Origin of the sequence: Pseudomonas sp. MYb185, assembly GCF_002979975.1 — a bacterium.
Taxonomy (GTDB): domain Bacteria; phylum Pseudomonadota; class Gammaproteobacteria; order Pseudomonadales; family Pseudomonadaceae; genus Halopseudomonas.
Genome location: NZ_PCQD01000007.1, coordinates 1 through 21,017 on the forward strand (window position 1 = coordinate 1; position 21,017 = coordinate 21,017).

Annotated in this window: 19 protein-coding genes; 17 read left to right on the plus strand and 2 right to left on the minus strand. The window is 63.1% G+C overall.

Annotated features, from left to right (window positions below; translation table 11 throughout):
* The first annotated feature begins 218 nt into the window (after window positions 1–218).
* The 3 genes from fliD (at window position 219) to CQ007_RS11895 (ending at window position 2,756) form a co-directional block, all read left to right on the plus strand.
* Window positions 219–1,676, plus strand: coding sequence for a flagellar filament capping protein FliD (gene fliD, locus CQ007_RS11885; RefSeq protein ID WP_105646051.1), 1,458 nt, complete (start codon window positions 219–221; stop codon window positions 1,674–1,676).
* Window positions 1,677–1,679: 3 nt separating this feature from the next.
* Complete coding sequence (fliS, locus tag CQ007_RS11890) at window positions 1,680–2,048, plus strand: flagellar export chaperone FliS (protein WP_105646052.1); 369 nt, start codon at window positions 1,680–1,682, stop codon at window positions 2,046–2,048.
* 228 nt (window positions 2,049–2,276) lie between these two features.
* Window positions 2,277–2,756, plus strand: a complete 480-nt coding sequence (locus tag CQ007_RS11895) for a helix-turn-helix domain-containing protein (RefSeq protein WP_158256766.1) — start codon at window positions 2,277–2,279, stop codon at window positions 2,754–2,756.
* A gap of 161 nt (window positions 2,757–2,917) precedes the next feature.
* Here the strand turns inward: CQ007_RS11895 and CQ007_RS11900 are convergent, their stop codons facing one another.
* Window positions 2,918–5,173 (minus strand): sulfatase-like hydrolase/transferase, encoded by a 2,256-nt coding sequence (locus tag CQ007_RS11900; RefSeq protein WP_105646054.1) that lies wholly within the window; start codon window positions 5,171–5,173, stop codon window positions 2,918–2,920.
* Window positions 5,174–5,340: 167 nt separating this feature from the next.
* Between CQ007_RS11900 and fliS (CQ007_RS11905) the strand changes: the two genes are divergently transcribed.
* The 14 genes from fliS (CQ007_RS11905) to CQ007_RS11970 all read left to right on the plus strand — a co-directional run bounded on the left by fliS (CQ007_RS11905) (window position 5,341) and on the right by CQ007_RS11970 (window position 20,066).
* Window positions 5,341–5,721: a flagellar export chaperone FliS gene (gene fliS, locus CQ007_RS11905; protein WP_105646055.1), complete on the plus strand. Its 381-nt coding sequence runs from the start codon at window positions 5,341–5,343 to the stop codon at window positions 5,719–5,721.
* An 18-nt stretch (window positions 5,722–5,739) separates the two neighbouring features.
* Window positions 5,740–6,036 (plus strand): flagellar protein FliT, encoded by a 297-nt coding sequence (locus CQ007_RS11910; RefSeq protein WP_105646056.1) that lies wholly within the window; start codon window positions 5,740–5,742, stop codon window positions 6,034–6,036.
* 229 nt (window positions 6,037–6,265) lie between these two features.
* On the plus strand, window positions 6,266–7,747 hold the full coding sequence (locus CQ007_RS11915) for a sigma-54 dependent transcriptional regulator (protein ID WP_105646057.1): 1,482 nt from the start codon (window positions 6,266–6,268) through the stop codon (window positions 7,745–7,747).
* A gap of 110 nt (window positions 7,748–7,857) precedes the next feature.
* On the plus strand, window positions 7,858–9,069 hold the full coding sequence (locus CQ007_RS11920) for a PAS domain-containing sensor histidine kinase (protein WP_105646058.1): 1,212 nt from the start codon (window positions 7,858–7,860) through the stop codon (window positions 9,067–9,069).
* Window positions 9,066–10,481 carry a sigma-54 dependent transcriptional regulator gene (locus CQ007_RS11925; protein ID WP_105646059.1) on the plus strand — a complete coding sequence of 472 codons (1,416 nt, stop codon included), beginning with the start codon at window positions 9,066–9,068 and terminating at the stop codon, window positions 10,479–10,481. The genes CQ007_RS11920 and CQ007_RS11925 overlap by 4 nt, the downstream gene beginning before the upstream one ends.
* A gap of 223 nt (window positions 10,482–10,704) precedes the next feature.
* The gene (gene fliE / locus CQ007_RS11930; RefSeq protein WP_105646060.1) at window positions 10,705–11,040 is read left to right on the plus strand and encodes a flagellar hook-basal body complex protein FliE; all 336 of its coding nucleotides are present in this window, start codon (window positions 10,705–10,707) and stop codon (window positions 11,038–11,040) included.
* Between the two features lie 34 nt (window positions 11,041–11,074).
* A complete protein-coding gene (fliF, locus tag CQ007_RS11935; protein ID WP_105646061.1) occupies window positions 11,075–12,805 on the plus strand; it encodes a flagellar basal-body MS-ring/collar protein FliF in 1,731 nt (576 codons plus the stop codon).
* Window positions 12,798–13,817 (plus strand): flagellar motor switch protein FliG, encoded by a 1,020-nt coding sequence (gene fliG / locus CQ007_RS11940; protein WP_105646062.1) that lies wholly within the window; start codon window positions 12,798–12,800, stop codon window positions 13,815–13,817. The genes fliF and fliG overlap by 8 nt, the downstream gene beginning before the upstream one ends.
* Before the next feature lie 594 nt (window positions 13,818–14,411).
* Window positions 14,412–15,200, plus strand: a complete 789-nt coding sequence (fliH, locus tag CQ007_RS11945) for a flagellar assembly protein FliH (protein WP_105646278.1) — start codon at window positions 14,412–14,414, stop codon at window positions 15,198–15,200.
* Window positions 15,187–16,536: a flagellar protein export ATPase FliI gene (fliI, locus tag CQ007_RS11950; RefSeq protein WP_256582279.1), complete on the plus strand. Its 1,350-nt coding sequence runs from the start codon at window positions 15,187–15,189 to the stop codon at window positions 16,534–16,536. Before fliH ends, fliI begins: the two co-directional genes overlap by 14 nt.
* Complete coding sequence (gene fliJ / locus CQ007_RS11955; RefSeq protein ID WP_105646064.1) at window positions 16,529–16,975, plus strand: flagellar export protein FliJ; 447 nt, start codon at window positions 16,529–16,531, stop codon at window positions 16,973–16,975. The genes fliI and fliJ overlap by 8 nt, the downstream gene beginning before the upstream one ends.
* An 86-nt stretch (window positions 16,976–17,061) precedes the next feature.
* Entirely contained in the window at window positions 17,062–17,391 is a 330-nt protein-coding gene (locus tag CQ007_RS11960; protein WP_105646065.1) for an STAS domain-containing protein, read from the plus strand.
* A 153-nt stretch (window positions 17,392–17,544) separates the two neighbouring features.
* Window positions 17,545–17,889, plus strand: coding sequence for an Hpt domain-containing protein (locus CQ007_RS11965; RefSeq protein ID WP_146114579.1), 345 nt, complete (start codon window positions 17,545–17,547; stop codon window positions 17,887–17,889).
* 902 nt (window positions 17,890–18,791) lie between these two features.
* Window positions 18,792–20,066, plus strand: coding sequence for a flagellar hook-length control protein FliK (locus tag CQ007_RS11970; RefSeq protein ID WP_105646067.1), 1,275 nt, complete (start codon window positions 18,792–18,794; stop codon window positions 20,064–20,066).
* 190 nt (window positions 20,067–20,256) lie between these two features.
* Here the strand turns inward: CQ007_RS11970 and CQ007_RS11975 are convergent, their stop codons facing one another.
* Window positions 20,257–20,934 (minus strand): DUF4142 domain-containing protein, encoded by a 678-nt coding sequence (locus CQ007_RS11975; protein WP_256582280.1) that lies wholly within the window; start codon window positions 20,932–20,934, stop codon window positions 20,257–20,259.
* Between the last annotated feature and the right edge of the window lie 83 nt (window positions 20,935–21,017).

Here is a 21,017-nt window from a genome sequence, read left to right on the forward strand (position 1 = left end):
TCCGCGCCCCGGCCCTTCGCAGAGCTCAGGGCGCTCCAGCGGGCGAAGCAGTGCTTCGCTATTCCCGCTTCCGCCCCGCGAGGGGAGAGGGGGGCGGTACGGCGGTGCTTGAGGGTTTGGCGTAGGGTGTTTGGGGCTGGCATGATCTCTGCATGTTTGTGCTGAGATCTTCTTTTTCAGCAGCGAACCGTCAATAAACGGTCGCAGAGGGTAAGGTTATGGCAATTACCGGTATCGGTTCGGGGATGGATGTCAGCGGCATGGTGAGTGCGCTGGTGAATGCGGAAGCGGCGCCCAAGACGGCGCAGCTTGACCGGCTGGAAAAGACCACCACCACCAAGGTATCGGCGCTGGGGCAGTTCCGCAGTGCGTTGTCGACCTTCCAGAAAGCGCTTGAAAAGCTCAACGACCCCTCGCTGTTTGAAAAGCGCAGTGCAACTTCCAGCGCAGCTGATACTGTCAGCATCACGGCGGATTCCAAGGCGATTGCCGGTAACTACAACGTGCAGGTGTTCAACCTGGCGCAGAGCAGCAAGGTGGCGCTGGCCGGTTTCGACAATGCCAGTGATGTGCTGGGCAGCGGTACCCTGACCATCAATGTGGGCGATGAGTCGCTGGATATTGATGTGTCGAACGGTAGCCTTACCGATATCCGCGATGCGATCAATGCTGCCGGGAAAGACAAGGGGCTCAGCGCAACTATCGTCAATGACCCGAATGGCGAGGGTGGGGCGCGGTTGGTGTTGAGTTCGGACAAATCGGGTACCGGTAACGATATCAGCGTGTCGGTGTCGGCGGATGCTACTGGTGATCTGAGCGAGCTGGCGTTCGCGCCACCGTCCGGTACCGAGGCCGATTTCGAGCCGACCCCGGTGAACGCAGATAATCCCCGCGCCGCACGGGTGATCAGTTATTCCCGCGATGCCAATCTGGCGATTGATGGAATCAACCTGAGCAGTGCCAGCAATACCGTGGAGGACGCCATCGAGGGCGTGACCCTGACGCTCAAGGGTGCGCAGTCGGCGGAAGCGTTGGCCAATGCCGAAACCATCAACCTCGGTGTGACCGAGGACAAGGCTGGCGTCAGAAAGTCCATTACTGATTTTGTCGATGCTTATAACGCGATGCTCGACAGCATCAATGCGCTGACCAGTGTGGTGTCGGTCGGTGGGGATGATGGCGAGCCGCTGGCTGCGGCGCTGGTGGGTGATTCCTCAGTGCGTTCGTTCATGAGTGCGATGCGCAGCGAGCTGACCGCGCCAAGCAGCGGGGAAGGTATCCGCATCCTGGCGGACCTGGGTATCAGCACCCAGCGCGACGGTAAACTGGCGGTCGACAATACCAAGCTGAACAAGGCGCTGGATACCAATTTCGAGCAGGTGAACAGCTTCTTTACCGGCGACCAGGGGTTGATGGCTCGGTTGGAGAACAAGGTCAAGCCCTATACCGAGACCGGCGGCATTCTGGAGAATCGCACCAAGGCGCTGCAGAATACCCTGTCGAGCGTGGATGACCAGCGTGAGACGCTGGCTACTCGTCTGACCAAGCTGGAATCGCGCCTCCTGGCGCAGTTCAATGCCATGGACTCACTGATATCGCAGATGAACAGCACCAGTTCCTTCCTGACCGCTCAACTCGACAGCCTGCCGGGCGTCGTGAGAAAGGATAAGAAATAAACCATGAAAAGCCCCATCGATACCTACAAGCAGGTCAACCTGGCCCAGGAAGTTTCCCAGTACCGGGCGGTGCAGTTGCTGCTGGCCGGCGCCATCGAGCGCCTGAAGCTGGCCCGGCATGCGCAGGCTACCGGCAACCCGGAGCGGCGTGGTACCGCGGTGAGCAGCACCATCAGCATCATTGGCGCGCTGCAGGCGTCGCTGGACAAGGATCTGGGTGGGGAGATTGCCGAGAATCTGGATGGCCTGTACGACTATATGACTCGCAAGCTGGCAGGGGTGGCGCTGGATGATACGCCGCGGTCGCTGGATGAAGTGCAGCAGTTGCTGGAAGAGATCAAGGAAGGGTGGGATGCGATTGAGCCCAGATAAGGGCGTGATGCGTTTCGGTTGATTGATGAACCCTGGCTTTGGCTGGGGTTTGTTGTTTTTGGGGTGGGCTTTCATCGAGCTGGTGCTCGATGTTCCCAGGGGGCTCGCCAACCCTAGGAGGGGAATTGTTATCCGGGGTGGTATAGATTAGGTTGTTATGTTTCTTATTGTTTACAAATAAGCAAAAATGCACATAATGAGAAACGGTTTTATTAGAGGATGCGCTGTATGTCTGCAGATATGCCCCCTTCTGACATCGCGGCGAGGGCTGCTCGACTGGGAAGCAAGATACGTGCTCGTCGCAAGGCGCTGAGAGTCAGTACCACTGTGACTGCCGAGGCTTCCAGTATTTCCAGGGTCACGCTGCATCGAATAGAGCGTGGAGAGCCCTCGGTGAGTATGGCGGCCTACCTCAGGGTTCTGGCGGCTTTGGGACTGGAATTTGAGCTGATTGAGGCGGCGAACGCTGAAAAGCCTGATCTGCAGGCACAGGCGAGTATTCCAGTTCGTGTATCGCTGGTGACCTATCCTGTTCTGAAGAGTCTTGCCTGGCAGGTACAGGGAACCGATAGTCTGAGCCCGCAGGAGGCTTGGGATATCTACGAACGTAATTGGCGCCATGCTGATCTGGATAAAGCCCTGCCGGATGAACTTGCTCTTATGGAGGCTCTGCGCCAGGTATTTGGTGGGGGAGGCCGGAATGTTTAAACGGGCACACCATCAGCGCATTGCCTTGGTACTTGAGAGCATGGATTCGGCCTTGTTGCGCGAGTGAGCGCATGAGCTGCATTCCGGACAATGTGCTGGCCTGAGATGGCGCTGGCCGGGATGGAACCCGGCCGTCCATGGTGCTGGTGTTGCCGGAGGGGTTAGATCCGGCAGTCATTTCCCAGGTTGGCTTCGATGATGGCTCTGTCTGCTTCGTCGGTCAGGCCGTCATGGTTGAAGTCGTACCAGCTGGAGTAGCCGCCGCCCTGTGCCGGGTCGCTCCAGTAGGCCCATTGCTCCAGGTCTTGTTGATTCACCTGCAGGTCGCCGTTACCGTCGCCGGGGCAGTCGATGCCGCTGGCCAGCAGGTGGGTCAGTTCGTCGCGCAGGGCGGTGAAGTTGGCCTGTTGCTCGCCGGTCAGTTGCTCGGGCGTGTTGCTGGCCAGCAGGTTGAGTTCTTCGCGGTCGAGCTTGAGTTCGGCGGGGTTGGTGCTTTCGTTTACTTCGTAGAACTCCTCGGTGTCGACCAGGGTGTCGGTGGCACAGTCCAGGCGGCGCAGGCGGACCAGTTTGAAATCTTCGTTACGCAGCGCGCTCTGGTGCTGGGGGAACATTACCGTGGCGGGTTGGTTCTGGCTTTCCAGGTAGGCGTTGACCGCGCAGCAGGAGCTGAAGCCGTTCGGGTCGATGTCGCTGCCGGGGCCGTACCAGACGCCGCTCTGGTCTTCGCACACGCCCTGCTGCGGGAAGATCTGTACGCAGGTGTTGGCGGCGGGAATCACGCAGGGTGGCGGGGTGGAGGCGCTGATGTTGGTGCCCTGTTCGGTGAAGTTGGTGCTGCGAATGCCGTCCCGGTCCGGTTCGGTCAGGTAGGGCATGACCGGCTGGGCATCCAGTTGCAGCTCACTGGGCAGGCTGCTTTCATCGATGCCGGCGATTTCGCGGAACAGGCTGAACAGGTCGGTGCTGTTGACCATGTGCGGCACATCCCGGTCCGGGCTGTTGACCATCGGGCCGGTTACCACCAGAGGTACCCAGACGCCGGTCTGGTACAGCGAGCCCTTGGCGCGCAGCGGGTCGAATGGCAGCTTGACGGTGGGCATGTAGGTACCGTTGTCACTGGTCAGCACCACCATGGTGTTGCTGTCGGGGTTGTATTGCAGGCTGCCGTCGTCGAGGCGCAGGGCGATGCCGGTGTCGACCAGCAGGCGGCCGATCTCCCGGTCCACGGCTTCCAGCATGTGCTGGGCGACCGCCCGTTGCTGGGCGAAGTCGGCGAGATCGACAGGGTCAACCGGGAGGATGCCGAGTTCGGTCAGGGAGTCGGCCACCGGAGTGCCGCAGCCAACCAGGCTGAGGGTGGCATCCGGGTTTGGCAGCAGGTTGGCTGGTGGCGGCTGCAGTGGGGTATGCAGGGAGGAGTAGCCCAGGCTCAGCATCCAGGGTGTGTCGGGCTGCTGCTGGCGCTGTTCGATCCAGTCGATGGCCAGGTCGGTTTCCAGGATGGTGCGGTAGCCGCGGGCGCGTGGGTGGTCGGCTTCCAGGACTTCATTGCTGCCATCGGCGTGGTTGATCTTCCAGGCGCCGGTGTAGTGGCCGTTCTGCACGCTGAAATCCAGTTCGGCGCGGCGTGACTGGCTGTAGGCGCTGCTGAGCGGGTCGAGGATGCCGCCCAGTTCCAGACAGGTGCGGCCGGGCGTGGGGTAAGTGTTCGGGTCGGTCATCAACAGATGGGTGCCGCTGGCGTGACCATCGGGTAGGTAACAGACGCCGTAGTCGGCGCCGTTGCTGCTGTCGGCGGTGGTATTGGGCACGAAGCCGCAATGATAGGTGCCCACCGGGGCGACGCCGCCGGCGGTGGTGTCGATGGGGTAGGGTGCGCCATCCAGGTAGCCGGCGAAGTAGTCCCAGCCCAGTTCGCGCATGGCGTCGTCACCCAGCGGGTGGTTGTGGGGGCTGATGTCGGAGCCGGTGAGGTGCATCTTGCCGATCAGTGCGCTGACATAGCCGGCCTGCTCCTTGAGCAGCTTGGGCGTGGTCAGGGTGTAGGGTGAGACCTGGGAGTTGGCCAGGTCGTTGGAGACGATGGCGTTGCGTACGCCGCTGCGGAATGGATACCGACCTTCGAAGAAGGTGGAGCGCGTTGGCGAGCAGGTGGGCATCGACCAGGTGTTGCGAAAGCGCACGCCGGCGTTGGCGATGGCGTCGATGCTGTCGGTCTGCGGCGGGAGAGCGCCGCCGTAGCCGAAGGCTTCGAACTGGTCGACGCCGACATCATCGATGACGATGAACAGGATGTTGGGTGGCGGGGCCTCGGTTGCGCTGTCCTTCGATCCGGAACTGGAGCTGGAGCCGAATTTGCAGCCGGTGATGGCCAGCAGGCACAGGGCGGCCAGGAGGAGGTGGCGAGTACTCATGTTATGTCCTTTGTCGGTACTACTGTTCGCTATTCCGTCAGATGCTTGCATATAGCCATTACGCAAAGATAGTCGCTGACTGCTGTTTGGGCAAAAATTTCTTCAAGTTTTTCCGGTGCTGCCGATAACAGAGGCATGTGCAACAGCTCAACAGGATCTATGCTCCCATGAATGCCTACGCAATGAAGCAGTACCAGACAGTCAGTGTCCATGCCCAGGTCAGCGAGGCGGACCCGCATCGGTTGATCCAGATGCTGTTCGAAGGTGGCCTGCAGCGTCTGGCCCAGGCCAGGGGCGCACTGGAGCACGGCAATATCCCGCTCAAGGGTGAGCTGATCGGCAAGGCGATGGGTATCATCGGTGGTCTGCGCGAGTCGGTTGACCGGGAGAAAGGTGGCGAAATAGCGGCAAATCTGGATAATCTATACGCCTTCATGCAGCAGCGTCTGAGCCAGGCCAATCTGCAGAACGATCCAGCCATGCTGGATGAGGTGGCAAGTCTGTTGCGTGAGATCAAGCAGGGCTGGGATGGCATTCGCCAATCCTGAGCCGCGAGGAGAGAACCCATGGCCGTTGCCGTAGAACAATTGCAGGATACCCACCAGGCGCTGATTGCCGCTGTGCAGGCGGGAGACTGGCAGCAGGTGGGGGAACTGGATCGACTGTGCCGCCAACTGGTACAGCAGGCCATGGCCCAGCCTGATCGGGACGAAGCGTTGCTGGCCGAGGTGCTGGGCTCGCTGTCGGCCACCTACCGTGAAGTCATCGGCCTGTGCCAGGCGGTGCAGGGCAAGCTGGCCGAGGAGCTGCAAGGGGTGCAGCGCGGCAAGCAGGGTGCCAAGGTATACCAGATGTTCAGCTGAGCCGAGCTCCGCGAATATCGCGATGCCGATATTTGCGGAGGCAATGAGACCCTCAATTCCGCTTTTTGTTCCGCCAATGAATGCGTTATGCGACGAGTTGCGCTAAAAAGGTGCGCCAAGTATTTGACTCGCGCTGCCAATCTCTCTACCTTGTGCTTATAGCCGCTAGATATGGCGTAAGGCCATTATATTCTGCGTGGAAACGCAAGTAGAGGAATTTCTGCCAGTCATGCAGCCCAATAGTCATATCCTTCTGATCGATGATTGTCCGCAAAGCCGCCACGACCTCAACCTGATTCTCGGATTCCTCGGAGAGGATACGCTGTTCACCAATTCCACCGCCTGGCAACAGGAGGCGGCCGCGCAGTTGCCGTCTGCCGCCGCGGTCAAGTGCGTGATTCTCGGCAAATGCGAACATCCCCAGGGGGCTGACGGGGTATTGGGCCAGCTCGACAAGTGGGATGCGCACCTGCCGGTGGTCATGCTCGGGCGGGACCAACTGGTCGGCTGGCCGGATCATCTGCGCCAGCGGCTGCTGGCAACCATCGAGCCGCCGTTGAGCTACAACCAGTTGCTCGATACGCTGCACCGCGCCCAGGTCTACCGTGAGGTATTCGACGACGGGCAGCGCAAGCGCCAGCGCGAACCGAACCTGTTCCGCAGCCTGGTCGGTACCAGCCGGTCGATCCAGTCGGTGCGGCAGATGATGAAGCAGGTGGCCGACACCGAGGCCACGGTGCTGATCCTGGGTGACTCGGGCACCGGCAAGGAGGTGGTAGCGCGCAATCTGCATTATCACTCGCAGCGCAAGGATGCCCCCTTCGTGCCGGTGAACTGCGGAGCGATTCCGGCCGAGCTGCTGGAGAGCGAGCTGTTCGGTCATGAGAAGGGTGCCTTTACCGGGGCGATTACCAGTCGGGCCGGGCGTTTCGAGCTGGCTGCCGGGGGCACGCTGTTCCTTGATGAGATCGGCGACATGCCGCTGAACATGCAGGTCAAGCTGCTGCGTGTACTGCAGGAGCGCACCTTCGAGCGGGTCGGCAGCAACAAGCCGCAACAGGCCGATGTGCGGGTGATCGCCGCCACGCACAAGAACCTGGAGCAGATGATCGCCAATGGCGAGTTCCGCGAGGACCTGTATTACCGCCTGCACGTATTCCCCATCGAGATGCCGCCGCTGCGCGAGCGGATCGAAGACCTGCCGCTGCTGCTCAATGAATTGATCACCCGTCTGGAAAACGAGAAGCGTGGCTCGATCCGCTTCAGCAGCGCAGCGATCATGTCCCTGTGTCAGCACCCCTGGCCGGGTAATGTGCGGGAGCTGGCCAACCTGGTCGAGCGCATGGCGATCATGCATCCCCACGGGGTGATCGGCGTCGGCGAACTGCCGCGCAAGTTCCGCTATCTCGATGACGACCAGGACGATCTGCGCCAACTGCGTGAAGAGCGCGATGACAACGCCTGGCGTCCGTCTGTTTCCGGTCTCAGCGGTCCCACCGGGCTGCCACCGGAAGGGCTGGACCTGAAGGAGTACCTGGCCGAGCTGGAGCAGGCGCTGATCCAGCAGGCGCTGGACGATGCCAATTACGTGGTGGCGCGCGCGGCGGAGCGGTTGCGGATTCGTCGTACCACGCTGGTGGAGAAGATGCGTAAATATGGCATGAGCCGCGACGCCGAGGCGGCAGGCGACCGGGAACCGTCAGAAGACTGACATCCGAAACGGCCATTTATTTATAAAGCATTGATTTTAAATGGTTTATTGTTGATGGCATAACCCTTGCTTGAGTGCTCCCCAGTTAGTGTGCTTATCAGGGAGTCACCATGGCTGTTACCGCTCACAACCTGCCGCAGGAGAGTCGCGCCGCGCCGCAGGAGAGGGAAAAGCTGGAGCAGGCCTATGCCTTGTTCAGCCAGATGTCCGAGCAGTTGCGCGAGTCCCAGGGGCTGCTCGAACAACAGGTCACGCAGTTGCAGGCCGAGTTGGCCGAGGTCAGCGCCCAGCGCAGCCGTGAGCTGGCGGAGAAGGCCTGCCTGGCTGGACGCCTGCAGAACCTGCTGGATCTGCTGCCCGGCGGCGTGATCGTGCTGGACGGGCGCGGCGTGGTGCGCGAGGCCAACCCCGTCGCCCGCGAACTGCTCGGTGAACCCCTGGAAGGCATGCTCTGGCGCGAGCTGATCAGCGAGCGCTTCGCTCCCCGTGAAGATGATTACCATGAGGTATCACTGCGCAGTGGCCGCCGGGTGTCGCTGGCTACCCGTTCCCTGCGTGGCGAGCCAGGGCAGTTGATCCTGCTGACCGACCTGACCGAAACCCGACGCCTGCAGGCGCAACTGGCGCGTAACGAGCGGCTGTCGGCGCTGGGCCGCATGGTCGCCTCCCTGGCGCACCAGATCCGCACCCCGTTATCTACTGCATTGCTGTATGCCAGCCATCTGAATCAGCCTGATCTGACCAGCAGTCATCGCCAGCGTTTCAGCCAGCGGCTCAAGGACCGTCTGCAGACCATCGAGCAGCAGGTGCGTGACATGTTGCTGTTCGCCAAGGGTGACCTGCCGCTGAATGACCGGACCACGGCGCAGGCGCTGTTCGCTGATCTGCAGCAGCAGGCCGAAACGCTGATCGATGAAGCAGGCGCTGTCTGCCGCTGGGAGGACCAGGTGCCGGCCGGCGTGCAGTTGCAGTGCAATCAGGAAACCCTGGTCGGGGCGATGCTCAATCTGATCGACAATGCCATTCAGGCCGGCGCCCCGGTGGCGCGGCTGAAGGTTGTCCAGCGCCTGCAGGAAGGCCGGCTGAGCCTGAGCGTGGTGGACGGCGGGCGCGGCATGACCCCGGCCGAGCTGGCGAAGATCGGTGAACCCTTTTATACCACCCGTGACCAGGGGACTGGTCTCGGTGTGTCGGTGGTGAAATCCGTGGCCCAGGCCCATGGTGGCGCTTTCCTGTTGCGCAGCCGGGCCGGCCGGGGTACCTGGGCGGAGCTGGTGTTGCCGGTTCTGCCGCTGGCGGTAGCGGGAGGAGAGTTGGCATGACGGGTCCACGCATTCTGTTGGTGGAAGACGACCGGGCATTGCGCGAGGCGCTGGCCGACACCCTGGCCCTGGGGGGCTACGATTACCTGGAAGCCGCCGATGGCGAAGCGGCGCTGGCTGTGTTGCAACGCGAATCGGTGGCCATGGTGGTCAGCGATGTGAACATGCCGGGCATGGATGGGCACGCGCTGTTACGGGCATTGCGCGAACGGCATCCGCAATTGCCGGTATTGCTGATGACCGCCTATGGCACGGTGCAGAATGCCGTATCGGCCATGCGGGAAGGTGCGGTGGACTATCTGGTCAAGCCGTTCGAGCCGGCGGCGCTGCTGGCGCTGGTGGCGCAACATGCCCAGGGCCGCCTGCAGGGGCGTGACAGTGACGGCCCGGTGGCGGTCGATCCGGCCAGCCAGCAATTGCTGCAACTGGCCCAGCGGGTCGCCGCCAGTGATTCGACGGTGTTGATTTCCGGCGAGTCGGGCACCGGCAAGGAAGTGCTGGCGCGTTATATCCACCAGCAATCTTCCCGTGCCGAGCGGCCATACATTGCCATCAACTGCGCGGCGATTCCGGAAAACATGCTGGAAGCGACGCTGTTCGGGCACGAGAAGGGCGCCTTCACCGGAGCGGTGGCGGCGCAGCCGGGCAAGTTCGAGCAGGCCAATGGCGGCACGCTGCTGCTGGACGAGATTTCCGAAATGCCGCTGGCGCTGCAGGCCAAGCTGCTGCGGGTGCTGCAGGAGCGGGAGGTCGAGCGGGTCGGTGGGCGCAAGCTGATCGAGCTGGATATCCGCATCATCGCCACCACCAACCGCGATATGCCGAGTGAGGTGGCCGCCGGCCGCTTCCGTGAGGATCTGTATTACCGTCTTGGGGTATTCCCCCTGCAATGGCAGCCGCTGCGCCAGCGCCCGGCGGATATCCTGCCGATCGCCGAACGCCTGCTGGCCAAGCATATCGGCAAGATGAACCAGGGGCCGGTACGCTTTGCCGGGGATGCCTGCCTGGCGCTGCAACAGCACAGCTGGCCGGGCAACGTGCGCGAGCTGGACAATGCCGTGCAGCGGGCGCTGATCCTGCAGCAGGGCGGGGTCATCCGCGCCCAGGACCTGTGCCTGGGTACAGCACCGGGCAGTGCCATTGCGCCCAACAGCATTACCTTTTCCGCACCTGCCTCGCCGGTGGCGGTTCCGGCCGGCATTGCCGTGCCGCCGCCTGTTTCCGGTGGGGCATTGGGGCAGGATGTGCGCCAGCGCGAGTTCCAGCTGATCATCGATGTGCTGCGTGCCGAACGTGGTCGTCGCAAGGAGACTGCGGAAAAGCTCGGCATCAGTCCGCGTACGTTGCGTTATAAGCTGGCGCAGATGCGCGATGCGGGGTTGGATGTGGAAGGTGTGCTGTTTGCCGGGTGAGGGGGTGCTTGGTTGTCGTTCGTTCCCCCTCTCCCCCGGCCCCTCTCCCGCAAGAGGAGAGGGGTGACTGATCCTGAGATCTCATCCTTAGATCAAAGCACGGCCTAACTCCCTCTCCCCTTGCGGGAGAGGTTGGGGAGAGGGGCGATCCTGGCATCAATCTTGCTAAATATTCTGCAGAATCGATTTTGCCGTCAAAATATTTACGGCCTGGAGAATGACCATGACGCAGGGTGTTGAATTCAATCGTCTGATGCTGCAGATGCGTTCCATGCAGATGGAGGCCATGAGCCGGCCGCAGCCGATCGCTCCGGCTGCGCCACAGGATGTCAAGGCGCCGGCGTTCGATGACCTGTTGCAGCAGGCGGTCAACCGCGTCAATGAATTGCAGCAGACCACCAGTGACCTGCAGAGCGGCTACGAACGTGGGGTGCCGGGGATCGACCTGGCCGAGGTGATGGTTGCCTCGCAGAAATCCAGCGTCGCTTTCCAGGCCATGACCCAGGTCCGCAACAAGTTGATTACTGCCTATGAAGACATCATGAAGATGCCTATCTGATATTCTGCGCCGTGATTGACCGAGGATACGATTGATGGATGCTGCCAGCACCCCCAACACCCCAGCTACCCGACCGGAGCCGGCCACCGCCGAGGCGCCGCGCAAGCCGTTCATGGGGCTGAGCTTTCTGGATAACCTGGCGCAGCTGCCGATGCTGCGCCAGTTCGCATTGCTGGTCGGTCTCGCCGCCAGTGTGGCGATCGGCTTTGCCGTGGTGCTGTGGTCGCAACAGCCGGAATACCGCCCGTTGTACGGCAGCATGAGCAACCTCGACGCCACCCAGGTGATCGAAGTACTGCAGCAGAGCCGTATTCGCTACAAGGTCGAGCCCAACAGCGGTGCGCTGCTGGTGCGCGCCGAGGATCTGGCCGATGCGCGGCTGCGCCTGGCCGGTGCCGGGGTGAACCAGGGTGACGGCAACCTCGGTTTCGAGATTCTCGACCGCGAGCGCGGCCTGGGCACCAGCCAGTTCATGGAGACCACCCAGTACCGCCGTGGTCTGGAAGGCGAGATGGCGCGGACCATTTCCAGTCTGTACAACGTCAAGGCGGCGCGGGTGCACATCGCCATACCGCGCTCCACGGTATTCGTGCGCGATGATCGCAAGCCCAGCGCCTCGGTGTTGCTGGAGATGTATGCCGGGCGCAAGCTGGAGCCGGCGCAGGTGATGGCCATCGTCAATCTGGTGGCGACCAGCGTACCCGAGCTGAGCAAGGACCAGGTGACCGTGGTCGACCAGCACGGCAATCTGCTGTCGGATCAGAACGAACTGAACGAGCTGACCATCGCCGGGCGCCAGTTCGACCACACCCGTCGCCTCGAAGAGACCTACACCCGCCGGGTGCACAACATCCTGCAGCCGGTACTGGGTACCGGCAACTACAAGGCCGAAGTGTCCGCCGATGTGGATTTCAGCACCATGGAATCCACCGCAGAGAGCTTCAACCCCGAATCGTCACTGCGCAGCGAGCAGGTGCTGTCCGAGCAGCGGGTTGCCGGGCAAGCGCCGCAGGGCATTCCTGGCGCCCTGAGCAACCAGCCGCCGGGCACCACCCAGGTACCGGAGCAGGTGATCGATCCGGAAACCGGCGAGCCGGTGGTCGTCGCTCCCCCGCGTGACTCCCGTGAGCAGGCCACGCGCAATTATGAACTGGATCGGCAGATCAGCTACACCCGCCAGCAGCAGGGCCGCCTGAACCGGCTGTCGGTGGCGGTGGTGGTGGACAATCACCAGCAGCTCAACGCCGAGACCGGCGAGATGACCAGCGTGCCGCTGAGCGAGGCCGAGCTGGCCAACCTGACGCAGTTGGTGCGCGATGCGGTGGGCTATGACCAGGCCCGTGGCGACAGTGTCAGCGTGGTCAACAGTGCCTTCGTGCCGGCCGGGGACGTGGTCGAGATAGCGGACATTCCGTTCTGGACCCAACCCTGGTTCTGGGATATCGCCAAGCAGGCATTGGGTATTCTGTTCGTGCTGGTCCTGGTATTCGGTGTACTGCGCCCGGTGCTCAAGAGCCTGGGTGGCGGCAATCGCCAGGCAGCGAGCGACAGCGACGGTTATCCGGCGCTGGGTGACGACGCCTTGCTGGGTGATGACCTGCGTGACGACACCGTGAGCCTGTCCGGGCCGACCAGCAGCCCGGTGCTGCTGCCGCCGCCGGGGGCCGGCTACGAGCAGCAGCTCAACGCAATCAAGGGCCTGCTGGCCGAGGACCCGGGCCGGGTAGCCCAGGTGGTCAAAGAGTGGATCAACTCCGATGAGTGAAGACAGCAAACGTACACAGAAACTCAGCAAACTCGACAAGGCGGCGATCTTCCTGTTGAGTCTGGGTGAGTCGGATGCCGCCGCGGTGCTGCGGCACATGGGCCCCAAGGAAGTGCAGCGGGTCGGCAGTGCCATGGCCGGGTTGCGTACCGTGCAGCGCGACCACGTGCAGCAGGTAATGGGCGATTTCATCGAGGTGGTCGGCGAGCAGACCGGCCTGGGTGTCGGCGCCGATGGTTACATCCGCACCATGCTGACCCAGGCGCTGGGCGAGGACAAGGCCAACAGCCTGGTCGACCGCATCCTGATGGGTGGCAGCACCTCCGGCCTGGACAGTCTCAAATGGATGGAACCGCGCGCCGTGGCCGATGTGATCCGCTATGAGCATCCGCAGATCCAGGCGATCGTGGTGGCCTATCTGGACCCGGACATGGCCGCCGAGGTGATCAGCTATTTCGACCACAAGGTACGCCTGGACGTACTGCTGCGGGTGGCCGCGCTGAATACCGTGCAGCCGTCGGCGCTCAAGGAACTGAACGAGGTGCTGGAGAAGCAGTTCGCCGGCAACTCCAACACCACCCGCGCCAACATGGGCGGGGTGCAGCGCACCGCCGATATCATGAACTATCTGGAGAGCGGTACCGAGGCGCAGCTGATAGAATCCATTCGTGATCTGGATGAGGATCTGTCGAACAAGATCGAGGATCTCATGTTCGTGTTCGACAATCTGGCCGATGTCGATGACCGTGGCATCCAGATGTTGCTGCGTGAGGTCTCCTCCGAGGTCCTGGTGGTGGCACTCAAGGGTGCCGACGAAGCGGTCAAGGACAAGATATTCCGCAACATGTCCAAGCGCGCATCGGAGCTGCTGCAGGACGACCTGGAAGCCAAGGGTCCGGTACGCATCAGCGAAGTCGAAGCGGCGCAGAAGGAAATTCTCACCGTCGCCCGCCGCATGGCGGACGCCGGGGAAATCGTGCTGGGTGGCAAGGGTGCCGAGGAAATGATCTGATGGTTGCCAACCGGCCAACCAACCTACCTCGCCACCTGCCGTCATTGCGAACCGCACAGCGGTGAAGCAGTCCATGGGCACGGAGTTGCCGACATGCGCGCCATGGATTGCCACGCCCTTCGGGCTCGCAATGACAGATGAGAGGGGCAGAAGGTCGTACGGGCGAGCGGCTCCCTCTGCGTCATTGCGAACCGCATAGCGGTGAAGTAATCCATGGGCACGGAGTTGCCGACATGTGCCCCATGGATTGCCACGCCCTTCGGGCTCGCAATGACGGGTGAGAAGGGCAGGAGGTCGTACGGGCGAGCGGCTCCCTCTGCGTCATTGCGAACCGCACAGCGGTGAAGCAATCCATGGGCACGGAGTTGCCGACATGCGCTCCATGGATTGCCACGCCCTTCGGGCTCGCAATGACGGATGAGAGGGGCAGGAGGTCCACGGGTGAGCGGCTCCCCTCGGCGTCATTGCGAACCGCACAGCGGTGAAGCAATCCATGGGCACGGAGTTACCGACATACGCTCCATGGATTGCCGCGCCACTGCGTGGCTCGCAATGGCGGGATGAGGGGGTGGTATGGATGGCAGGGGTGAGGGCATGACCGACAAGACCGAGAGTGAGTTGATCCGCGGGGATCAGCTGCAGGCATTCAATCTGTGGGATCTGCCCAGTTTCGACGAGGCGGCGCATCATGTGCCGCTGGAATCGGCCGAGCCGGAACCGGAGCCGGAACCTGCCCCCCAGGCCGAGGAGCCGCTCGACGAGCCGGAAGTCAAACCCTTCACCGTCGAGGAGCTGGAGCAGATCCGCGCCGAGGCCTACAACGAAGGCTTCGCCACCGGTGAGCGCGACGGCTTCCATGCCGGTCAGCTCAAGGCGCAGCAGGAAGCCAGAACCCGTTTGGAAGCACGCCTGGCCGAGCTGGAAGCGGTCATGGCGCAGCTCATGGAGCCGATCCGCCAGCAGGATGACCAGATCGAGGACATGCTGCTGACCCTGGTCGAAAGCATGGTGCGCCAGGTCATCCAGCGCGAGCTGAGCACCGACTCCAGCCAGATCCTGTCGGTGCTGCGCAGCGCGCTCAAGGCCCTGCCGATGGGCGCCGAGAATATCCGCATCTATCTCAACCCCGCCGATTTCGAGGCGGTGAAGGCGGTCCGCGAACGCCACGAGGAAAGCTGGCGCCTGCTCGAGGATGATCAGCTGCTGCCCGGCGGCTGTCGGGTGGAAACCGAGCACAGCCAGGTCGATGCGACCCGGGAAACCCGCCTGCAGCAGATCATCGAACAACTTAACGAGCAGCAGCGCGAGCAGCGTGTCCATCCCCCCGAGCCTGACCTGAGCATTGCCGTGCCGCCAGCGGAGGATGACAGTGGGCAAGCCTGAACGCATCAGCTTTGCCCGACGTCTGGCCGGGTATGGCCTGGCCATCGAACTGCCCGCGGCACCGGTGGTGGAGGGTCGGCTGATCCGCATGGTCGGCCTGACGCTGGAGGCTGAAGGCCTGCAGGCGCCGGTCGGCAGCCGCTGCGTGGTGATCAACGAGACGCCCCAGGGCGAGACCCGGGTCGAGGCCGAGGTCATGGGCTTTGCCGGCAGCAAGATCTACCTGATGCCGGTGGACCGCATGCAGGGCCTGCAACCCGGCGCCCGGGTGGTGCCCTCGGCCGGCGGTGGCAAGCTGCCGATGGGCAGCGAGATGCTGGGCCGGGTGCTGGACGGTATCGGCCGCCCGCTGGACGGCAAGGGCCAGTTCAAATGCGAGGACTGGGTCGATCTCAACGGCCCGGTGATCAACCCGCTCAAGCGCCATCCCATCGAGGAAACCCTGGATGTCGGCATCCGCTCGATCAACAGCATGCTCACCGTCGGGCGGGGCCAGCGCCTTGGCCTGTTCGCCGGCAGTGGGGTGGGCAAGAGTATGCTGCTGGGCATGATGACGCGGTTCACCGAGGCGGATATCACCATCGTCGGTCTGGTCGGTGAGCGGGGCCGGGAGGTCAAGGAGTTCATCGAGCAGATCCTCGGCGAGGAAGGCATGGCCCGCTCGGTGGTGGTCGCCTCACCGGCCGACGATGCGCCGCTGATGCGCCTGCGCGCGGCCATGTATTGCACCCGCGTGGCGGAATACTTCCGGGACAAGGGCAAGAACGTACTGCTGCTGATGGATTCGCTGACGCGTTTCGCCCAGGCCCAGCGTGAGATCGCCCTGGCCATCGGCGAACCGCCGGCGACCAAGGGCTACCCGCCGTCGGTATTCGCCAAATTGCCGGCGCTGGTCGAACGGGCCGGTAATGCCGAGCAGGGCGGCGGCTCGATCACCGCGTTCTACACGGTACTGTCCGAGGGCGACGATCAGCAGGACCCGATCGCCGATGCCTCGCGGGCGATTCTTGATGGTCACGTGGTGTTGTCCCGGCGGCTGGCCGAGGAGGGGCACTATCCGGCCATCGATATTGAGGCCTCGATCAGCCGCGCCATGCCGCAGATCGTGCCGCCGGAGCATCTGCAGCAGGCCCAGCAGCTCAAGCAGCTGTACGCGCGCTATCAGCAGAGCCGTGATCTGATCAGTGTCGGCGCCTACGCCGCCGGTTCCGATCCGATGACCGACAAGGCCATCGCCAAGATGCCGGGCATCCAGGGCTTTCTACGCCAGGGCCTGCGCGAAAGTTTCTCCCTGGCCGACAGCCGTGCTGCCCTGGAACAGCTGATCAATGAGTGACAACCGGGTAAAACGCATGGCGCCGGTGCTGGACCTGGCACTGGAAGAGGAAAAGAAGGCGGCCAGGACCCTCGGCGAATGCCAGCAGCAGCTCGATGAGGCCGGCGCGCGCCTGCGTGATCTGGAACACTACGCTGGCGAATACGAAAAGGGCTGGGCGCAGCGCGGTGGGCAGGGTGTGGGGCGTGAATGGCTGATCAACTACCAGCGTTTCATGAGCCAGATGCAGACCGCCATCGAACAGCAGCAGCAGACCCTGGACTGGCACCGGCAGAGCCTGGAGCGCGCGCGGGACAACTGGCGCCAGCGTTATCAGCGGGTGGAAGCCCTGCGCAAGCTGATCGAGCGCTACCAGGAAGAAGCCCGCGCCCGGGCCGACAAGCAGGAACAGAAACTGCTGGACGAACTGACCCAGCGCGCCTTTGCCAACAGACCCTAGCGCTTTAATCTCCGAAGCGGGCTACCATAGGTAATAGGAGCGGTGTTATCCGCAGGATGCCTTGGTACGCTCGATAAGGGGGCCCCATGCCGATTCATAGCATGTTGTCAGATGATGGACAGCAACTGACCATCAGCGTCAGTGGCCGCTTTGATTTCTCCGCCCACCAGGATTTCCGCCAGGCTTACGAGCGGGCCGGTGTTGTACGTCAGTACGTCGTGGATCTGCGCGATACCGAGTATATCGACAGCTCAGCACTGGGCATGCTGTTGCTGCTGCGCGACCATGCCGGTGGCGATGCCGCGGATATCCGCATCAGCCATTGCAGCAGCGATATGCGTCGGGTGCTGAGCATCTCGAACTTCGAGCAACTGTTTCGCATTGAGGCGCCCGCGACCGCACAGGCTGGCTGCTGAACCGCGCCGGCTGTGTGATGCGGTTGGCATTACAAGCAAACGGTAATCTGAGTGGTGTAGTCTTTGCCCGATAGCTTGGGCATACTCGCGCGGCAGGTCGGCCCGGTGCGGCATGCCTCGGCCGATCTGGTTCTCAATCAGTCAGGTGTATTCATGTTTGAACGACTTTCCGACCTGGATCCGACGGTACAGGACATGCTCCGCGACTTGATGCAGGATGACTATCAGTTGCTGTTGCAGACCTTTCTGCAGGACACCGACCGGCGCCTGTGCCAGTTGCATGACAATCTCCATCGCCACAACTGGGAAGGATTCCGTCAGGCGGCCCACAGCTTCAAGGGCAGTTGCAGCAATATGGGTGCGCTGGCCCTGCGCCAGGCCTGCGAGCAGGCCGAGGATGCGGCGCGGAATGCCGATCCGGTCGCCGCGGCGCAGGTCTGCGCTCTGCTCGATCGGCTCAGCCTGCGTATCCGCCCGCAGCTGGCTTGCCGGTACTGAAAACCTTCCTCAGCAGTGTGCACTACCCACCCGTCGGCGAGCAGGCGCTCGCCAACCCGCCACGAGCCGCTCTCCCAGCGTTCCACGCGCGGTGATATTGACCGGGGTGTAGCGCGCCTGCGCTACGCCAGCGCCCTGCCGTCAAAGCCCCGTCGTCGAGCAGGCGCTCGTCAACCCGCCACGAGCCGCTTTCCCAGCGCTCCACGCGCGGTGATATTGACCGGGGTGTAGCGCGCCTGCGCTACGCCAACGCCCTGCCGTCAAAGCCCTGTGGTCGAGCAGGCGCTCGTCAACCCGCCACGAGCCGCTTTCCCAGCGCTCCATGCGCGGTGACCCTGACCGGGGTGTAGCGCGCCTGCGCTACGCCAGTTTCCTGCCGTCCAAGCCCTGTGGTTGAGCAGGCGCTCGCCAACCCGCCACGAGCCGCTCTCCCAGCGTTTCACGCACGGTGATATTGACCGGGGTGTAGCGCGCCTGCGCTACGCCAACGCCCTGTCGTCAAAGCCCCGTCGGCGAGCAGGCGCTCGCCAACCCGCCACGAGCCGCTCTCCCAGCGTTCCACGCGCGGTGACACTGACCGAGGTGTAGCGTGCCTGCGCTACGCCAACGCCCTGCCGTCAAAGCCCCGTCGGAGCAGGCGCTTGCCAACCCGCCGCGAGCCGCTCTCCCAGCGTTTCACGCACGGAGATATTGACCGGGGTGTAGCGCGCCTGCGCTACGCCAACGCCCTGCTGTCAAAGCCCTGTGGTCGAGCAGGCGCTCGTCAACCCGTGGCGAGCGCTGGTCAGCCGGATGGTGGGAGCGGCGCCCCTCCAGTGATGGGGGCATCTTCAGGGGTTGGCCCGGAACTTGCCTTGTCCATGTAAAGAATCTGCGTTTGCGTTTTTGCATGGAGAGTATCGATGTCTACCAGCCAAGCCTTGATGGCTCTGTTGAGCTCCGACCTGCGTGCTGCCGGCCAGGGGCGCGGCGCTCAGGCAGCGCCGTCTGCAGATGGCAGCGGGGAGTTTGCCGGGCTGCTCGCCGAGCAGTTGCCGGCGCAGTTGGAGTCGGCACTCGATCAGTTGAGCCCGGAACAGCGGGCGGCACTGGAGCAGGCTGCGCTTGCCGCCGACGGCAAGATGTTGCCGGCCGAACTGCAGGATTGGCTGCAGCAGTTGCCGGCAGAGGAGGCCGAGCCGACCGCCGAGGATGCATTGGCGGTGGTGGGACAGTGGATGCAATGGTTGCAGGAGTCGGCTGATGTGGCTGGTTCCCGATCTGCACCCTCTACTCAGGCAGGTGACCCCGCGACCATGCTTGCCTCTCGGGCAGCGGCCGGGGGCGAGGCAGCGGCTCTGGCAGCGTCCGCAGAGCAGGCGGGTGAGGAGGGCGAGGGTGAACTGCCGGGCCGTGAGCTGCTGGGCAGAAACCCGGGCCGGGAGCAGGCCAATATCGAATCCGGCCGCCAGACAACCCAGGCCAATGCACTACAGCAGACTACCCAGCAGAGCGTGCAGCAGGACAGCCAGCAGGAGTTCGCTGCCGCCTTGCAGCGCGCCGCTGGTAATGAGAGTGCTGCCACATCGCCGGCCATGCTCGGCAAGCTGGTGGAGCAGCTGGAAGGCCTCAACCGCAGTGAAGACAGTGATGCCCTGGATGGCCTGGGGCGTCATGCTGCCCAGGCGGCCAGTGCCGCTGCCGCGCTGACCGCGCGCCCGGTCGTCGGCGCGACGCAGCCCATGGGCGTGCCTTTCGGCCAGCCGAGCTGGGGCGAGGCCATGGTCGAGCGGGTGATGTGGATGTCCAGCCAGAACCTGCGCAGCGTGGAGATCCAGCTGGACCCCGCCGAGCTTGGTCCGCTGGAGATCCACATCCAGCATCGCGGGCAGGAGTTGCAGGTGCAGTTCGTCAGCCAGAACCCCAGCGTGCGTGAAGCACTGGAAACGCAGATGCACCGGCTGCGTGAGATGTTCGGCCAGCAGGGGCTGGAGCAGGCGGAGGTCACAGTGGCCGACCGCTCGCCGGGGGAGCAATCCCAGTCCCGCCAGGGCGGTGGTGAATTGGCGGAACGAAGCGCCGGCCAGACCGGCTCCGGCAACAGCCTGAGCGGGGTCGCCGACAGCGAGGTGGTCGAGGTATCGAGCGCCCAGTCGCAAGCTCTGCCGTTGCGGCGGCTGGTCGACTATTACGTCTGAGGTTGCTTGGTCCTCCCTGGTGGGAGGCCTGTGCCATGGATTGCCACGCCCTTCGGGCTCGCAATGACGGGTGAGGGGGCAGTACAGGCAAGCCACTCACTCCCCCTCGTCATTGCGAACCGCAACGCGGTGAAGCAATCCACAGGCACCGGGTAGCCGGCAATCCCCAGATTGCCGGCGAGTACTCACATCAGGTATCCGGCGTGGATTCGACCAGCTTGCGCGCTTCTTCCAGGTGTTCCTGCAGCTTGGGCAGGGTTTCCCGGGCGAAGGCGGCAACCTCCGCATCATCCGAGCGGGTGGCGCGTTCGAACAGTTCGATGGTCCGTTCGTGGGCCGCCACCTGGTTATTGGCGTAGGCCGCATCGAAGGATTCACCCTCCCGTGCCTGCAGGATCATGGTCCTGGCCTTGTCCATCAGCGTGGCTTCATCGGATATCTCCAACCCCTTGTCTGCTGCGAGCTCGGCCATCTTCTCGTTCGCTGCGGCGTGGTCCTTGATCATCCGTTCGGCGAAGGCTCTGACTTCCGCATTCTGCGACTCTTCCAGGGCTTTCTGTCCGGTTTCTATTTCTGCCACGCCGTTGGCAGAGGCTTCTTCGAGAAAGTCCGCAGCATCGATGCTGTCGACATTCGCATCGGTGCCGGCCATGCCGCCATCGACCTGATCGTCATTACGGATGGCACCGGTGGTATCGGCACTGCCGCCATCACCCGTGGTGGCTGGGGTGCCGGTGGGGCCGGAGGTTTGGGGGGCGCGGTCGTCGGTCATGTCCTGGGCAAAAGCGGGCTGGGCAACGTAACCAAGAGCGATTGACATGATGGCGGCGGCCAGGATTTTCAGGTGCGTCGGTTTCGAACTGTACATATCTCACCTCTGCTGTTTTTGTGTACCTATCTGAATAGAGAAATATCCGCCCGCCAAGGTTCAACCAGAATAAAGCGCAGCGG

Coding starts and splice junctions, on each gene's coding strand:
- fliD (WP_105646051.1), top strand. CDS start 219: ATGGCAATTACCGGTATCGGTTCGGGGATGGATGTCAGCGGCATGGTG.
- fliS (WP_105646052.1), top strand. CDS start 1,680: ATGAAAAGCCCCATCGATACCTACAAGCAGGTCAACCTGGCCCAGGAA.
- CQ007_RS11895 (WP_158256766.1), top strand. CDS start 2,277: ATGTCTGCAGATATGCCCCCTTCTGACATCGCGGCGAGGGCTGCTCGA.
- CQ007_RS11900 (WP_105646054.1), bottom strand. CDS start 5,173: ATGAGTACTCGCCACCTCCTCCTGGCCGCCCTGTGCCTGCTGGCCATC.
- fliS (WP_105646055.1), top strand. CDS start 5,341: ATGAATGCCTACGCAATGAAGCAGTACCAGACAGTCAGTGTCCATGCC.
- CQ007_RS11910 (WP_105646056.1), top strand. CDS start 5,740: ATGGCCGTTGCCGTAGAACAATTGCAGGATACCCACCAGGCGCTGATT.
- CQ007_RS11915 (WP_105646057.1), top strand. CDS start 6,266: ATGCAGCCCAATAGTCATATCCTTCTGATCGATGATTGTCCGCAAAGC.
- CQ007_RS11920 (WP_105646058.1), top strand. CDS start 7,858: ATGGCTGTTACCGCTCACAACCTGCCGCAGGAGAGTCGCGCCGCGCCG.
- CQ007_RS11925 (WP_105646059.1), top strand. CDS start 9,066: ATGACGGGTCCACGCATTCTGTTGGTGGAAGACGACCGGGCATTGCGC.
- fliE (WP_105646060.1), top strand. CDS start 10,705: ATGACGCAGGGTGTTGAATTCAATCGTCTGATGCTGCAGATGCGTTCC.
- fliF (WP_105646061.1), top strand. CDS start 11,075: ATGGATGCTGCCAGCACCCCCAACACCCCAGCTACCCGACCGGAGCCG.
- fliG (WP_105646062.1), top strand. CDS start 12,798: ATGAGTGAAGACAGCAAACGTACACAGAAACTCAGCAAACTCGACAAG.
- fliH (WP_105646278.1), top strand. CDS start 14,412: ATGACCGACAAGACCGAGAGTGAGTTGATCCGCGGGGATCAGCTGCAG.
- fliJ (WP_105646064.1), top strand. CDS start 16,529: ATGAGTGACAACCGGGTAAAACGCATGGCGCCGGTGCTGGACCTGGCA.
- CQ007_RS11960 (WP_105646065.1), top strand. CDS start 17,062: ATGCCGATTCATAGCATGTTGTCAGATGATGGACAGCAACTGACCATC.
- CQ007_RS11965 (WP_146114579.1), top strand. CDS start 17,545: ATGTTTGAACGACTTTCCGACCTGGATCCGACGGTACAGGACATGCTC.
- CQ007_RS11970 (WP_105646067.1), top strand. CDS start 18,792: ATGTCTACCAGCCAAGCCTTGATGGCTCTGTTGAGCTCCGACCTGCGT.
- CQ007_RS11975 (WP_256582280.1), bottom strand. CDS start 20,934: ATGTACAGTTCGAAACCGACGCACCTGAAAATCCTGGCCGCCGCCATC.